Here is a 14,814-nt window from a genome sequence, read left to right on the forward strand (position 1 = left end):
ATGAAAAAGATTGTGGTGGCCGTGCTGGCCATCGTCGCTGTGGCCAGCGCCTCCCTGTGGCTGGCCCGGCAGCCCGCCGAGCTTGCGGACGAGGCGCCGACGGCGTCGGCGCAGGCCTCGCCCAAGCGCATCGTGTCCACCTCGCCGAGCGTGACCGGCATCCTGCTGGCCATGGACGCGCCGTTGGTGGCCAGTGCCGCGACCACGCCCAGCCGCATCTCCGATGCCAAGGGCTTCTTCACCCAGTGGGCCGAGGTGGCCGACCAGCGCGGCGTGCAGGTGCTGTACAAGAACCTGGTGTTCGACCTCGAAGCGGTGGTCGGGCAGGCACCCGACCTGCTGGTGGTGTCGGCCACCGGGGCCGACAGTGTGCTGCCCCACCAGGCCGAGCTGCAGGCCCAGGGTATCGACACGGTGGTGGTCAACTACGCCAACCACAGCTGGCAGGAGCTGGCGCGCCAACTGGGGCAGGCCAGCGGCCTGCAGGCGCAGGCCGAGGTGGCCATCGAGCGCTTCGACGCCTACGCCGCGCAGGTTGCAGCGCGCATCACGCCACCTGCCGGCGCGGTCAGCGTGGTGGGTTACAACCTGGGTGGCAGCTATTCGGTAGCGCGCCTGGACAGCCCCCATGCGCAGCTGCTGGCAGCTCTCGGCTTCGCAGTGGCCGGCTTGCCGCAAGGGTTGCAAGGGCAGGTCAAGCGCAGCTCCGACGTGGACTTCATCTCCCGTGAAAACCTCTCGGCGGCCATCACCGGCGACACGGTGTTCCTGCTGGGCGGCAGCGACGCCGACGTGCAGGCGTTTCTCGCCGACCCGGTGCTGGCCAACCTGCCGGCGGTGGTGCACAAGCGGGTGTATGCACTGGGCCCCAGTTCGTTTCGCATCGACTACTACTCCGGGCGCGAGATGATCGACGCCGTGGCGCGGGCGTACCGCTGAGCCATGGTGCGATCAAGACGTTTTCAGGGCCTGCTGCTGGGGCTGCTGTTGCTGGTCGTGGCGGTGCTGGCGAGCCTGGTGGTGGGGTCGCGCAGCATCGGCGTGGCCCAGGTGTTCGAGGCGCTGTCGGCCTACGACCGGCTCGATGACCAGCACCTGATCGTGCGCGAACTGCGGGTGCCGCGCACGCTGGTGGCGATACTGGCCGGGCTGGCGCTGGGCCTGGCCGGTGCGATCATGCAGGCGGTCACCCGCAATCCGCTGGCCGAACCGGGCCTGCTGGGCATCAACGCCGGGGCCGGGGTAGGGGTGATCGTCGGTGTGGCCGTGCTGGGCCTGAGCAGCATGAGCGGCTACGTGTGGTGCGCCTTCGTCGGCGCCGGGCTGGCCGGGGTGGCCGTGTTCATGCTGGGCCGTGCCCAGGAGACCGGCACCAACCCGGTGCGCCTGGTGCTGGCCGGCGCCGGTCTGTCGGTGATGCTGGCCTCGGTCACCGGCATCATCATCCTCAATGCGCCGGCGCAGGTGTTCGACCAGTTTCGCCACTGGGCATCGGGGTCGCTGGAAAAGAGCGGCTTCGAGGCGGTGGGCGTGCTGGCGATGGCCGTGGTGCCGGGCGCTGTCACGGTGCTGGCGCTGGCCGGCAGCCTCAATGCCATGGCCCTGGGCAAGGACCTGGGCCTGGCGCTGGGGGTGAACGTGCGCCTCACCTGGCTGCTGGCCTGCCTGGCGGTGATGCTGCTGGCCGGCGCTACCACCGCCGCCGCCGGGCCGATCGGCTTTGTGGGGCTGGTGGCGCCGCACCTGGCGCGCCTGCTGGTGGGCCCGGACTACCGCTGGATCCTGCCGTACTCGGCACTGTTTGCCGGCGTGCTGCTGTTGGGGGCCGATGTGCTGGGCCGGGTCGTGGCGGCGCCGGCGGAAGTGGCGGCGGGTATCGTCGCGCTGCTGATCGGCGGGCCGTTCTTTATCGCGCTGGTGCGCACATTCCGGTTGAGCAAGCTATGAACACTACCGCTACACGGGTCGTCCGCCTGGCCGCCCTGTCGTTTCGCTGGCAGCCACGGGGGGTGCTGGTGTGTGCCGTGCTGCTGCTGTTGGCCGTGGGGCTGGGGGTGCTGCTGCTGGGCATCGGCACCTTGCCGTTGACGCCGGGCCAGGTGCTGGCCAGCCTGCTGGGGGCAGGGCCGAGCCCGACCACCGAGCGCATCGTGCTGCGCGTGCGCCTGCCCCGGGTGCTCACCGCGTTGTGCGTGGGCGCTGCATTGGGCATGGCCGGCTCGATCTTCCAGTCCATCTCGCGCAACGCGCTGGGCTCGCCCGACATCATCGGCTTCACCACCGGGGCGGCGAGCGGGGCGATCGTGCAGATCATCCTGTTCGATGCCGGCCCGCTGGGGGCGTCGCTGGCGGCGGTGATCGCCGGCGTGGGCACCGCTGCGCTGGTGTTCGTGCTGTCGATGAAGGGCCGCACCACCGGCGGCTATCGCCTGGTGCTGGTGGGCATCGGGGTGGGCGCGATGCTCTCGGGGCTCAACACCGTGCTGCTGGTGATGGGCAACCTCGACCAGGCCATGTCGGCGCAGATCTGGCTGGCCGGCTCGCTCAACACCCGCACCTGGTCGCATGTGCTGCCGGCGGCGCTGGGCCTGCTGCTGGTGGTGCCGGTGGCGGTGTACCACGCACGGCGCCTGAACATCCTCGAACTGGGTGACGACAGCGCCGCTCAGCTGGGTGTGGCGGTGGAGCGTACCCGCTTGCTGATGGTGATGGCGGCGGTGGGCCTGACCGCGATCGCCACCGCGGCGGCCGGCCCGATCAGTTTCATCGCCCTGGCCGCGCCGCAGCTGGCACGGCGCCTGACCACCACGGCGCAGGTGCCGCTGGTGAGCGCAGCGCTGATGGGGGCGGTACTGCTGTTGGCCGCCGACCTGCTCAGCCAGCGTTTTGTGGCCAACCTCAACCTGCCCATCGGCCTGACCACCGGCCTGCTGGGCGGGGTGTACCTGCTGTGGCTGCTGGCGCGCAATCGGCGCGCCTGAAAGGAGGACGACACGTCGCGATTCATCACCTTTACGTAAACGTAACCTTGTGCCACTCTGCCGATCAGGTTGTCGGCGCCTGCGGGTGACGGCCCTGCAAATCTCAAGCACACTCCCTTGAGTTACATTGCCTTAAGTGCACAACGTTCGACGGGCGCTGGAGTAAGCGATGGCACGCACCATTCTAATAAAAAACGCCGCTGACCCTTTGCAGGAGTCACGCCAGGCACGCATGAAACTGGTCCATGACGGGGAGTTGCCGCTGGGCATGTTGCGCGACGAGATCGATGCCTCGTGGCGGCGCAGCCTCGGCCATGGCCTGAGTTGCCTCGAAGGCGAGCGGCACGAGCTGGCCGCCCCGCAGCGCGGTGAGCTCAAGCGCCTGCTGGAAAGCAACCGGCTGCTGATCGACGCCGCCACGCCGGAGCTGGAGTACCTGGTGTCGCGCCAGGGCAAGGGCGGCATCATCATCCTCGGCGACGCCCAGGCCAACGTGCTGGCCATCGAGGGCAACACCGAGCCACTGCGCCAGACCGGGTTGCGCGACCTGCACCCGGGCAGTTGCTGGAGCGAGTCGGTGCGCGGCACCAATGCCATCGGCACCGCCGTGGTGGAAGGGCGCCCCACGCTGATCAACTGCGGCGAACACTACCTGGACCGCCTGAGCCCGTTCTCCTGCACCTCGGTACCGCTGCGCGACCCGCGCGGCGAGATCATCGGGGTGCTCGACCTGACCCGCGAAGGCGTCATGGCCCAGCCCCAGGACAACCTCTCGACGCTGTTGCTGGCGGCCGGCAACATCGAAAGCCGTATGTTCGGCCTGTGCTACCCCGAGCAACTGGTGGTGGCCTTCCACAACCGCCCGCAGTACCTGGGCAGCGCCTGGCACGGCCTGCTTGCCCTGAGCCTGGACGGCGAGGTGCTGGCCGCCAACGACCAGGCCTGCGCCTTGCTGCAGGTATCGCGCGCCGCCCTGGTGGGGCGCAGCTGCAGCGACCTGATCGGCGAACGCTCCAGCGCCTTCATCAGCCGGGTATGGCAGGGCGGCATCAGCAGCGTGCAGACCGCCAAGGGCGAGTTCTACTTCCGCTCCCAGCACCTGCCGCGCCAGCCCGTGATTGCCGCGACACCTGCACCCGCTGCCCCGGTGGCCGCGCAGAAGAGCGTCGACCTCGAGGCCCTGGCCGGGCGCGACAGCAGCCTTGCGCGCACCTTGCGCATGGCCCTGCAGGGCCTGAAGAACGAACTGCCGGTGCTGCTGCTGGGCGAAACCGGCACCGGCAAGGAAGTGGTGGCGCGCGCCCTGCACCAGGCCAGCCCGCGTGCCGGCAAGCCGTTCGTGGCGGTCAACTGTGCGGCCATACCCGAGGGGCTGATCGAGTCCGAACTGTTCGGCTACCGCGAAGGGGCCTTCACCGGCTCGCGCCGTGGCGGCATGGTCGGGCGCCTGATGCAGGCCCACGGCGGCACCCTGTTTCTCGACGAGGTGGGTGACATGCCGCTGGCCCTGCAGGCACGCCTGCTGCGGGTATTGCAGGAGCGCCGGGTGGCGCCGCTGGGCGCCGGCGAAGAGCAGGACATCGACGTGGCGGTGATCTGCGCCACCCACCGCGACCTCAAGCGCCACGTGCTCGAGCAGCAGTTTCGCGAAGACCTCTACTACCGCATCAACGGCGTGAGCCTGCGCCTGCCGGCACTGCGCGAGCGCGACGACCTGGGCACCCTGATCGACAGCCTGCTGCACAAGTTCGGCACCCACGGCGTGCGCCTGAGCAAGGAGCTGGCCGCGTTGCTGAACAACTACGACTGGCCCGGCAACATCCGCCAGCTGGAGATGGTGCTGCGCTCGGCGGTGGCCATGCGCGAGCCGGGCGAGCCACTGCTGGGCCTGGAACACCTGACCGACTGCCTGCTTGAAGACCTCAGGGGCAGCACCCAGCAGCCGGGCAGCATCCGCGAAAACGAGGAGGAGCTGATCCGTGGCGCCCTGGCGCGTCATCACGGCAACATCACCGCGGCAGCCGATGCCCTGGGCATCAGCCGCGCCACGCTGTACCGCAAGATCAAGCAGCTGCGCAGTTGAACCGCCTGGGTCGAGTGCTGCTGCGCCTGGTCAATACCGACCCGGTGGGTGGACCTCGGCATTGCAGGCGGCGGGCCAGGTAGTGGTCTCAGCTGTCTCAGAGTTAGACAGTCATCGCGAAATTGCACGTCCGGGCACCGCTTGAATCAATCTTGTTTATCAGGAATGTCTGATAACTAACTGTTAAACAAAGATTTGTTTTTGTTGGCATGCACTCTGCTTGGTGTGAATCAGATGTGCCCTACAGCCCCTCGCCGGGCGCGGACGATTTATAAAAACAATACCGTGGAGGCCCGACCTTGAAGACAACACGACTCCGGCATTCCCTGACTGCCGGCACGCTGGCCATGCTGGCCTGTGCTGTTCTGCCCCCCGCCGTGGCCGAAGATGGCAAGGCGATTCTCAATGCCAAGTGCATGGCCTGCCATACCCCTGAGGGCAACGATGCCCTGAGCCGCATCAGCTACCAGCACAAGGGGCAACCATGAATCAACCGAGCTATACCCAGGGGCGTCAGGACAAGGACCTGCTCGCCATGACCATCGGCGCGGCGTTCGACGCCACCGCGGCCAGGTTCGCCGCGCGTGAAGCGCTGGTGGTGCGCCACCAGGGCCTGCGCTACAGCTGGCAGCAACTGGCCGAGGAGGTCGAGCGCCACGCCCGGGCCCTGCTGGCCCTGGGGCTGCAGCGCGGCGATCGCCTGGGCATCTGGGCGCCCAACTGCGCGCAGTGGTGCATCACCCAGTTCGCCAGCGCCAAGGTCGGCGTGATCCTGGTCAACATCAACCCGGCCTATCGCAGCAGCGAGCTGGAATACGCGCTCAAGCAGTCCGGCTGCAACTGGGTGATCTGCGCCGACGCGTTCAAGACCAGCGACTACCACGCGATGCTCCTCGGCCTGGTGCCGGAGCTGGCCAGCGTCGCCCCCGGCAGCCTGAACTGCCAGCGCCTGCCGGCCCTGCGCGGCGTGGTGAGCCTGGCCGAGCAACCACCCCCAGGCTTTCTGCCCTGGGCGGGCCTGCAAGGCATGGCCGAGGCGGTGACCGTGCAGGCCCTGGCCGAGCGCCAGGCCGGCCTGCACTGGCACGACCCCATCAATATCCAGTACACCTCCGGCACCACGGGTTTTCCCAAGGGGGCAACCCTCAGCCACCACAACATCCTCAACAACGGCTACATGGTCGGCGAGAGCCTGGGCCTGACCGAGCACGACCGGCTGGTGATCCCGGTGCCGCTGTACCACTGCTTCGGCATGGTCATGGGCAACCTGGGCTGCCTGACCCATGGCTCGACCATGATCTACCCCGGGGATGCCTTCGACCCGCTGAGCACCCTGCGCGCCGTTGCCGAGGAGCGCGCCACCGCGCTCTACGGTGTGCCGACCATGTTCATCGCCGAACTGGACCACCCGCAGCGGCATGAATTCGACCTGTCGAGCCTGCGCACGGGGATCATGGCCGGCGCCACCTGCCCGATCGAGGTGATGCGCCGGGTGATCGACGAGATGCACATGAGCGAGGTGCAGATCGCCTATGGCATGACCGAGACCAGCCCGGTGTCGCTGCAGACCGCTGCCGAGGACGAGCTGGAGTTGCGCGTCACCTCCGTGGGGCGTACCCAGCCGTGCCTGGAGAGCAAGCTGGTGGACAGCGACGGGCTCACGGTACCCCGCGGGCAGATCGGCGAGCTGTGCACCCGTGGCTACAGTGTCATGCTCGGCTACTGGGAAAACCCCGAGGCCACCACCGCGAGCATCGACCACGAGGGCTGGATGCACACCGGCGACCTGGCGGTGATGGACGAGCAGGGCTATGTGCGCATCGTCGGGCGCAGCAAGGACATGATCATTCGCGGGGGCGAGAACATCTACCCGCGGGAGCTGGAGGAGTTCTTCTTCACCCACCCGGCCATCGCCGACGTGCAGGTGATTGGCATTCCGTGCAGCCGTTATGGCGAGGAGATCGTGGCCTGGGTCAAGTTCCACCCCGGACACAGTGCCAGCGAAGACGAGCTGCGCGAATGGGCCAGGGCGCAGATCGCCCACTTCAAGGTGCCGCGGCACTTTCGCCTGGTGGACGAGTTCCCCATGACGGTCACCGGCAAGGTGCAGAAGTTTCGCATGCGCGAGATCAGCATCGAGGAACTGACCCTGGCCAGGCAAGGCCAGCTGGCGGCCAGGGGGTAGGCCTGCGCCGCCGGGTGCGGGCGGTCATGCAGGGCGCATGACCGCCCGGGCGGCACTCAGTGCGTGCCGCGCGGCACGGTCTTGAGCAGGTCTTCGGGGCTGATATGGCCCACGATGTGCTTCACGCTGCCCGGTTGCGGCAGGTCGAGGATGTGCCCCTTCATCTTGCCGATCACGTGCATCTCGCACGGCTTGCAGTCGAACTTCAGGGTCAGTACCTCGTCACCGTGAATCAGCTGCATGGGCGCAACCTTGGTGCGCACGCCGGTGACGCCCTTGGCCTGCTTGGGGCACAGGTTGAACGAGAAGCGCAGGCAGTGCTTGGTGATCATCACCGGCACTTCGCCGGGCTCTTCGTGGGCCTCGTAGGCCGCATCGATCAGCTTGACCCCGTGGCGGTGGTAGAAGTCGCGGGCCTTCTGGTTGTACACGTTGGCCAGGAACGACAGGTGCGACTCGGGGTATACCGGCGCCGGCACCGTCTCGGCCTTGCGGCTGCCGCGCGGGTGCGCGGCAACGCGGGCGGCGGTGAGGCTCTCGATCACGTCGCGGCGCAGCGCCTTGAGCTGGGAGTTGGGAATGAAGTACGCCTGCGGCGCATCCAGGCGAATGCCGGTGGCGTGGTACTGGGTGGTGCCCAGCTGGCCGAGCAGGTCGTGCAGTTGCTCCAGCGCCTGCTCCGGCTTGTTGGCCGGGCCGAACGGGCCGGGCAGGGTGGCACTGGCGCTGATGCCTTCCTCGCTGGTGGCGGTCAGCTCAAGGCCGTGTTCACGCAACTGCGCGACCCAGCCCAGGCCGATACGGCGTTCGGCCGACGTCTTCTGCAGCGCCTGCTGCCAGTTGTGGTCCAGGTTGCGGCTCAGCGGATGGTTGGGGCGCAGCTGGTGCAGGCCCTTGGGCATCTCGTTGGGCTCTACGCGGTAGCGGTAGCGCTTTTCGCCGTCTTCGTCGAACTCGCCCCTGGCCTCGGCGATGTTGGCACGAAAGCCGACCACCTCACGCTTGACCAGCACGTTGAGGCCGTCGCCGTTGGACAGCGGTGCATGGGTGACCACCTGCAGGTCGCGCTTGCCGACCTTTTCCACCACACCCACCGGCAGGCCGGTGAAGGTGGGCGAATCGAACGCGCCGATGTCGATCTTGCGCTCGCTCACGAAGTAGTCGGTGCTGCCGCGGTGGAAGGTCTTGTCCGGGTCGGGCACGAAGAAGTGCGCGGTATGGCCGCTGGAGGCGCGGGCCAGGTCGGTGCGGTCTTCGAGCACTTCGTCCAGGCGCTGGCGGTAGTAGGCGGTGATGTTCTTCACGTAGCCCATGTCCTTGTAGCGGCCCTCGATCTTGAACGAACGCACGCCAGCCTCTACCAGGGCGCGGATGTTGGCGCTCTGGTTGTTGTCCTTCATCGACAGCAGGTGCTTCTCGTAGGCGATCACGCCGCCTTTTTCGTCCTTGAGGGTGTAGGGCAGGCGACAGGCCTGGGAACAGTCGCCACGGTTGGCGCTGCGTCCGGTCTGTGCGTGCGAGATATTGCACTGCCCGGAGAACGCCACGCACAGCGCGCCATGAATGAAGAACTCGATGGCCGCGTCGGTTTCGTCGGCGATGGCGCGGATTTCCTGCAGGTTCAGCTCGCGGGCCAGCACCAGCTGCGAGAAGCCGGCCTGGTCGAGGAATTTGGCCCGTGCCAGGGTGCGGATGTCGGTCTGGGTGCTGGCGTGCAGCTCGATGGGCGGAATGTCCAGCTCCATCACCCCCAGGTCCTGCACGATCAGCGCATCGACGCCGGCGTCGTACAGCTGGTGGATCAGCTTGCGCGCCGGCTCCAGCTCGTTGTCGTGCAGGATGGTGTTGATGGTGGTGAACACCCGCGCGTGGTAGCGGTGGGCAAACTCCACCAGCCCGGCGATATCGCTCACCTCGTTGCAGGCATTGTGGCGGGCACCGAAGCTCGGGCCACCCAGGTACACCGCATCGGCGCCATGCAGGATCGCCTCGCGGGCAATCGCCACGTCGCGGGCGGGGCTGAGCAATTCCAGGTGATGCTTGGGTAGGGACATGTCTTTTTAGTCTGCTGGTCACGGTAGCCGCGCATTGTAGCCGCGCAACGCGCTGTCGGCACCTTTGCCGACAGGCGTCATGCAGATTGACCAGCCCCCTTCGCCGGTGAGGCCGGCAAAGGGGCGCCAGGGCAGGGGTCAGAAGCGCCCGTCCAGGCCGATGCGGAACATCTCGTTGCGCTCGTCGGTGGCCAGCGCGGTCTTGTACGAGAAGCCCAGGCGCCAGCTCTGGCTGAGGCTGAAGTCCAGGCCCAGGTCCAGGTCGACGAAGTTGCTGTCCATCGGGTCGGGTGACAGGCGATACAGCACGCCGTCGTTGGTCTGGTCGGTGTAGCGCATGCGGTAGTCGTCGCTGTGGCTGAAGTTGTGGCCCCACGCCAGCCCGACCCGCGGCGTGAGCACGCCGGCGCCGGTCTGGATGTCGTAGCCGCTGCGCACGCCCAGGAACGAGGTGAAGGTCCGCTGGCGCTGTTGTTCGTACGACAGCCCGTAGATACCGCCGCCCCGTTCGCTGAAGTCGTCCAGCTTGGTGAAGCTGGCGTTCAGCCGTGTGTACGGCGCCAGCGACAGGGCGCCTTCGCGGTACTCGTAGCTGGCGGTCAGCGAGGCGAACAGCTGGTCGGCGTCGCGCGAGCCATGGGCATAGCCGTTGGACGGGTCGGCAGTGACGTAGCGGCGCGAGTCGAAGCGGATGCGGTTGTAGCCCAGCAGTGCATCGATGTAGATCTCCGACAGCGGGTTGACGCTCAGGTACGCCGCCAGGCCCAGGGCGTCAGCCTCGCTGCGGGTGTCCTGCTCGCCGATGTCGGCGCGGTCGTTGCCGTAGCCAAAACCGATGCCCACCACGGCCCTTGGCGACAGGCGATAGTCGACGCCGGCGCTCAGTCCGTAGGTGACGAAGCTGTTGTCCTTGGCGCCGCGTGCGCGGTTGGAACCGGTGTTGATGAAGCCATCGGTCCAGTAGGCCACGGCCTCTTCGACGCACTCGCCGGAGGTGGCGCGGGCGGTGTCGCGCTGTTTGCGACGGGTGTCGTCCGCGTCCTCGTCGTCATTGCCCTTGCCGTTGCCTTCGAGCTCGTCGCGCAGCGCCTTGCCCAGGCTGCCCAGGCCGAGGTTGTCGCGGCCATGTTGAACGTTGGCGTTGAACGCGTTGCGGTCACAGGTAGGGCGGTGCAGTTGCTCCAGGCGCCGGTTGAAGTTGTCCATCTGGGTGCTGGCAAAACGATCCGCTGCGCGCGATTGCGCGTTGAGCAGGCCGATCACTTCGGCGTCCTTGCTGGGGTCGGGACGTGCCTGCACGCTGAAGGTCACGGTGCCGGTCGCGCTGGCACCGCTGGTGCTCTCCAGGCTGAAGGTGACCACTGCTGTGCCGGCAAAGGCAGCGGCAGGCACGAAGCGCAGGTTGAAACCGGACAGGGCGGCACGCGCTGCTCGCGCAGGGGCCACCGATGTCAGGCTGGCATGCCCGGCTGACGCTGGGCTCAACGACACCACGCGGGCGCGCAGGAACGGCCCTCCGGTGGCCCCACGGGTAAGGTCGACGCTGGCGACAGCACCGGGGCTGAGCGCCTCGCTGGATGACACCACGGTGACCACCTGGGCGGCGATCGCCAGGGTAATGCTGCGGCTGCCGGTGGCGCCGTTGGCGTCGGTGGCGGTAACGGTCAGCGTGGCGTTGGCGGCCTCGGTCGGCGTGCCGCTGATCACCCCGGTCGCCGGGTCGAGCTGCAGGCCATTGGGCAGGCTGCCGGCGCCGATGGCGTAGCTGTACGGCGCCATCCCGCCGCTGGCACCCAGGCCGAAGCTGTAGGCGCTGCCCACGGTGCCTGGCGGCAGCGAGCCTGACGCTGGGCTTAGCACCAGGGTTGGCGGGGTAACGGTAACGTTCACCGTGGCAGGTGCCGAGGTGCCGCCCGGGCCGGTGGCGGTGTAGGTGAAGCTGTCAATGCCCGAGTAACCGGCAGTCGGGGTGTAGGTGATGCTGGTGCCACTGACCTGCGCAGTACCGTGCTGTGGGTTGCTGGCCACGGCCACGCTTGTGACCGGGGCACTGCCCAGGCTCAGGGTCAGCGGGTTGTTGCGGCTGTTGGCGGCCACACTGGCCGACACGTTGCCGACCACGGGCGCCTGTGCCACGACTGTCAGGCTCAGCGTACGGCTGCCGGTGGCACCGTTGGCATCGGTGGCGGTAACGGTCAGCGTGGCGTTGGCGGCCTCGGTCGGCGTGCCGCTGATCACCCCGGTCGAGGTGTTGAGTGTCAACCCATTGGGCAGACTGCCGCCGATGGCATAGCTGTACGGCGCCATCCCGCCGCTGGCACCCAGGCCGAAGCTGTAGGCGGTGCCCACGGTGCCTGGCGGCAGCGAGCCTGACGCTGGGCTTAGCACCAGGGTTGGCGGGGTAACGGTAACGTTCACCGTGGCAGGTGCCGAGGTGCCGCCCGGGCCGGTGGCGGTGTAGGTGAAGCTGTCAATGCCCGAGTAACCGGCAGTCGGGGTGTAGGTGATGCTGGTGCCACTGACCTGCGCAGTACCGTGCTGTGGGTTGCTGGCCACGGCCACGCTGGTGACCGGGGCACTGCCCAGGTTCAGGGTCAGCGGGTTGTTGCTGGTGTTGGCGGCCACACTGGCCGACACGTTGCCGACCACGGGCGCCTGCGCCACGACTGTCAGGCTCAGCGCCTGGCTTGCCTGGAAATTCTGGCTGTCAGTCACCCTGACGGTAAAGCTGCTGGTGCCGGGTGCGGTTGGCGTACCGGCCAGGCTGCCGGTCGGGGCCAGGGTCATGCCGGACGGCAGGGCGCCCGAAACGATGGTGTAGCTGTACGGCGCGGTTCCGCCACTGGCACTGATACTGGCCGTGTAGGGCACGTTCTGGGTGGCGTTGGCCAGTGTGGTCGTGCCGATAACCACGGTGGGCGGCGTGATGGCGAGGTTGACGGTGGCAGGCGCCGAAGTCCCCCCCGGGCCGGTGGCGGTATAGGTAAAGCTGTCGACGCCGGCATAGCCTGGGGTCGGGGTATAGGTGAAACCCGTGGCCCCGGTGATGTTGACGGTGCCATGTGCAGGGGGTGTCACCACGGCCAGGCTGGTGGTCGGCCCCCCGCTGAGGCTTGCGCTGATCGTGCTGGCGCCGCTGTTGGCTGCGAGGGTTTGGTTGATATTGGCGGCTACCGGCGCTTGCTGGCCAACCACGAAGGAATAGGGACGCACTCCGGTGAATCTGTTGGTATCACTGGCCCGCACCCCGAAAGTGAACGTACCGGCGGTGGTTGGTGTGCCACTCAGGGTGCCTGTGCTGGTAAGGCTCATTCCTGCAGGCAGCGCGCCGAAGGCGATACCGTAGTCGAAGGGTGCAACCCCACCGCTGGCGCTGATCGACGTGCTGTACCCCGTGCCCACCGTAGCTGCGGGCAAGGTAATCGGCGTGATGTCTATGAAGGGCGTGGCAATGGTGAGGGTATAGGTCTGACTGACGCTGGTGAGGTTGCTGGAGCTGTCGACCGCCGTGACGCTGAAGGTGTAAGTACCGGCTTTGGAGGGGCTTCCGGTCAGGGTACCGGTACTGGAAAGGGCGATTCCGGTCGGTAGGCTGCCACCGTTGATGCTGAAGGTGTAGGGCGCGACACCCCCACTGACGGTGAGCTGTTGGCTGTAGCTGCTGCTGTAAATGGGGGCCGGCAATGTCGCCGGGGTGATGGCCATGCTGCCGGCAACGATGGTCAGTGTATAGCTGCGCGTGCCGGTGTAGCTGAACGCGTCGGTGGCCTTGGCCGTGAAGCTGAAGTTGCCGCTGCTGGTCGGCGTGCCGCTGAGCGTGCCGTTGGATGCCAGGGTCAGGCCGCTGGGCAAGGCTCCAGATGCAAGCGAAAAGGCGTAGGGCGCGTTACCCCCGCTGGCAGCCAGCGAGGTGGTGCTGTAGGCGATACCGGCAGTACCCGCAGGCAGTGATGCAGGGGCGATGCTGATGGTCGGGGAACCGACGGTAACGGTCACGGTCGCCGGGGCAGAGGTGCCTGCACTGTTGGTGGCGGTATAGGTGAAGCTGTCCGTGCCTGCATAACCGACCGTGGGTGTGTAGGTGACGCTGGTGCCGCTGGCCGTTACTGTGCCGTGGCTTGCTGAGGTACTGATGGCCACGCTGCTGGCGACGCCCCCCGAGAGGCTGAGTGTGACAGGGTTCGCGCTGCTGTTGTGGCCGACAGAGGCGCTGACCGGGCCGGCAACCGGCGGTGCAATGTAGGTGAAGGCATTGGTCAACGACGCCGAGCCGGCGGCAGTGGTGACACTCACGTTGACCACGCCGGCGTTGCCGGCCGGGATTGTGGCGGTGATCTGGGTGGGGCTGTTGATGGTCCAGCCGGTTGCCGATACTCCGCCAAAGGTGACGCTGCTGGCGCCGGTCAGGCCGGTGCCCGTGAGGGTCACGCTGGTGCCACCGCCGATGGGGCCTGAGTTGGGGGTGACGGTGTTCAGGGTCGGCACGGCGAGGTAGGTATAGGCATTGACCGAAGTGGCACTGCCCCCCGGCGTGGTGGCCACGACATTGACGGGCCCGGCGGCATGCGCGGGCGCAATGGCGGTGATCGATGTCGAACTGTTGACGGTGAAGCTGCTTGCCGGTGTGCCGCCAAAGGTGAGGCTGGTGGTGCCGGTCAGGCCTGTGCCTGAGATAAACACTTGATTGCCGCCGGTGGTGGCGCCGGAATTGGGCGTAGCGATGGTCAGGGTCGGTACGGCGAGGTAGGTGAAACCATTGGTCAGCGTGCTCGTACCGCTTGCCGTTGTGACCGTCACGTTGACCGGGCCTGCCGTGTAGGCGGGGACGGTGGCGGTTATCGAGGTCGGGGAAACGACGATGATGTTGGTAGCGGGCACACCAGCGAATGTCACGTCGGTGACGCCGACAAAATTGGTGCCGGTCAGGGTCACAGAGGTGCCGCCGATGGCGGGGCCGCTGCCGGGCGATACGGCGGTCAGGGTCAGGGGCGGTGTTGCGCCTGTGACCTTGAGGGTGTAACGGGCCTTGCCCACGACGTCGTTGCTGTCAAGGGCCGAAATCCAGAAATCGTAGTTGCCGATGGCTGTGGGGGTGCCATGCAGGGTGGTGGTCGCACTTCCAGGCGACGTTTCCAGAACCAGACCGGGCGGCAGGCAGTTGGTCGGCATGCTGGTGTCATCCTGGTCACATTCGTACCACTCGAAGATCGGCATGGCGCCGCCGGTGGCGGTGATAGTGAAAGTGTCTATCGGTGTGTTGACCGCCACATCCGGCAGGGCGGTGCCACTGGCGGGGGAAAGGGTCGGGGCGGCACTGGCCTGGCCGCACAGCAGCAGCGAGACGAGCATCAGGCCCAGCAATGCAATGCTGCGGGCCATGCGGTGACGAAGGTCAATCAGGGATCTGTTCATGGGGCTTCCTGCCAGGTAGCGGTATTACTCGCTTGCGGCGCGGGTCAAGAGTCATCGGAACAACCCGTATGCCGTGACTGGCAGTGCGGGTTTTGCAGC

The 14,814-nt window shown here is 67.3% G+C and carries 8 protein-coding genes; 6 read left to right on the forward strand and 2 right to left on the reverse strand.

Annotation, left to right across the window (positions count from 1 at the left end; all coding sequences use genetic code 11):
• The 6 genes from fepB to N0B28_RS12345 all read left to right on the forward strand — a co-directional run bounded on the left by fepB (position 1) and on the right by N0B28_RS12345 (position 7,249).
• Entirely contained in the window at positions 1-939 is a 939-nt protein-coding gene (gene fepB, locus N0B28_RS12320; protein WP_275731936.1) for a Fe2+-enterobactin ABC transporter substrate-binding protein, read from the forward strand.
• A 3-nt stretch (positions 940-942) separates the two neighbouring features.
• A complete protein-coding gene (locus N0B28_RS12325) occupies positions 943-1,947 on the forward strand; it encodes an iron ABC transporter permease (protein WP_275731937.1) in 1,005 nt (334 codons plus the stop codon).
• Positions 1,944-2,981, forward strand: coding sequence for an iron chelate uptake ABC transporter family permease subunit (locus tag N0B28_RS12330; protein WP_275731938.1), 1,038 nt, complete (start codon positions 1,944-1,946; stop codon positions 2,979-2,981). Before N0B28_RS12325 ends, N0B28_RS12330 begins: the two co-directional genes overlap by 4 nt.
• Before the next feature lie 169 nt (positions 2,982-3,150).
• On the forward strand, positions 3,151-5,064 hold the full coding sequence (locus tag N0B28_RS12335; protein WP_275731939.1) for a sigma-54-dependent Fis family transcriptional regulator: 1,914 nt from the start codon (positions 3,151-3,153) through the stop codon (positions 5,062-5,064).
• A 299-nt stretch (positions 5,065-5,363) separates the two neighbouring features.
• Positions 5,364-5,552 (forward strand): c-type cytochrome, encoded by a 189-nt coding sequence (locus N0B28_RS12340; RefSeq protein WP_078480933.1) that lies wholly within the window; start codon positions 5,364-5,366, stop codon positions 5,550-5,552.
• Positions 5,549-7,249, forward strand: a complete 1,701-nt coding sequence (locus N0B28_RS12345) for an AMP-binding protein (protein WP_229590121.1) — start codon at positions 5,549-5,551, stop codon at positions 7,247-7,249. The genes N0B28_RS12340 and N0B28_RS12345 overlap by 4 nt, the downstream gene beginning before the upstream one ends.
• A 56-nt stretch (positions 7,250-7,305) precedes the next feature.
• Here N0B28_RS12345 and N0B28_RS12350 read toward each other — a convergent pair whose 3' ends face one another.
• Complete coding sequence (locus N0B28_RS12350) at positions 7,306-9,303, reverse strand: U32 family peptidase (protein ID WP_043861235.1); 1,998 nt, start codon at positions 9,301-9,303, stop codon at positions 7,306-7,308.
• Between the two features lie 138 nt (positions 9,304-9,441).
• The gene (locus N0B28_RS12355; protein WP_275731941.1) at positions 9,442-14,715 is read right to left on the reverse strand and encodes a putative Ig domain-containing protein; all 5,274 of its coding nucleotides are present in this window, start codon (positions 14,713-14,715) and stop codon (positions 9,442-9,444) included.
• Between the last annotated feature and the right edge of the window lie 99 nt (positions 14,716-14,814).

It is taken from the genome of Pseudomonas sp. SD17-1 (assembly GCF_029201585.1).
GTDB classification, from domain to species: domain Bacteria; phylum Pseudomonadota; class Gammaproteobacteria; order Pseudomonadales; family Pseudomonadaceae; genus Aquipseudomonas; species Aquipseudomonas palmensis.

What these genes read in the sequence shown, in the direction of transcription:
- N0B28_RS12345 (WP_229590121.1), top strand. Translation starts at nt 5,549, where the DNA reads ATGAATCAACCGAGCTATACCCAGGGGCGTCAGGACAAGGACCTGCTC.
- N0B28_RS12350 (WP_043861235.1), bottom strand. Translation starts at nt 9,303, where the DNA reads ATGTCCCTACCCAAGCATCACCTGGAATTGCTCAGCCCCGCCCGCGAC.
- N0B28_RS12330 (WP_275731938.1), top strand. Translation starts at nt 1,944, where the DNA reads ATGAACACTACCGCTACACGGGTCGTCCGCCTGGCCGCCCTGTCGTTT.
- N0B28_RS12355 (WP_275731941.1), bottom strand. Translation starts at nt 14,715, where the DNA reads ATGAACAGATCCCTGATTGACCTTCGTCACCGCATGGCCCGCAGCATT.
- N0B28_RS12325 (WP_275731937.1), top strand. Translation starts at nt 943, where the DNA reads ATGGTGCGATCAAGACGTTTTCAGGGCCTGCTGCTGGGGCTGCTGTTG.
- fepB (WP_275731936.1), top strand. Translation starts at nt 1, where the DNA reads ATGAAAAAGATTGTGGTGGCCGTGCTGGCCATCGTCGCTGTGGCCAGC.
- N0B28_RS12335 (WP_275731939.1), top strand. Translation starts at nt 3,151, where the DNA reads ATGGCACGCACCATTCTAATAAAAAACGCCGCTGACCCTTTGCAGGAG.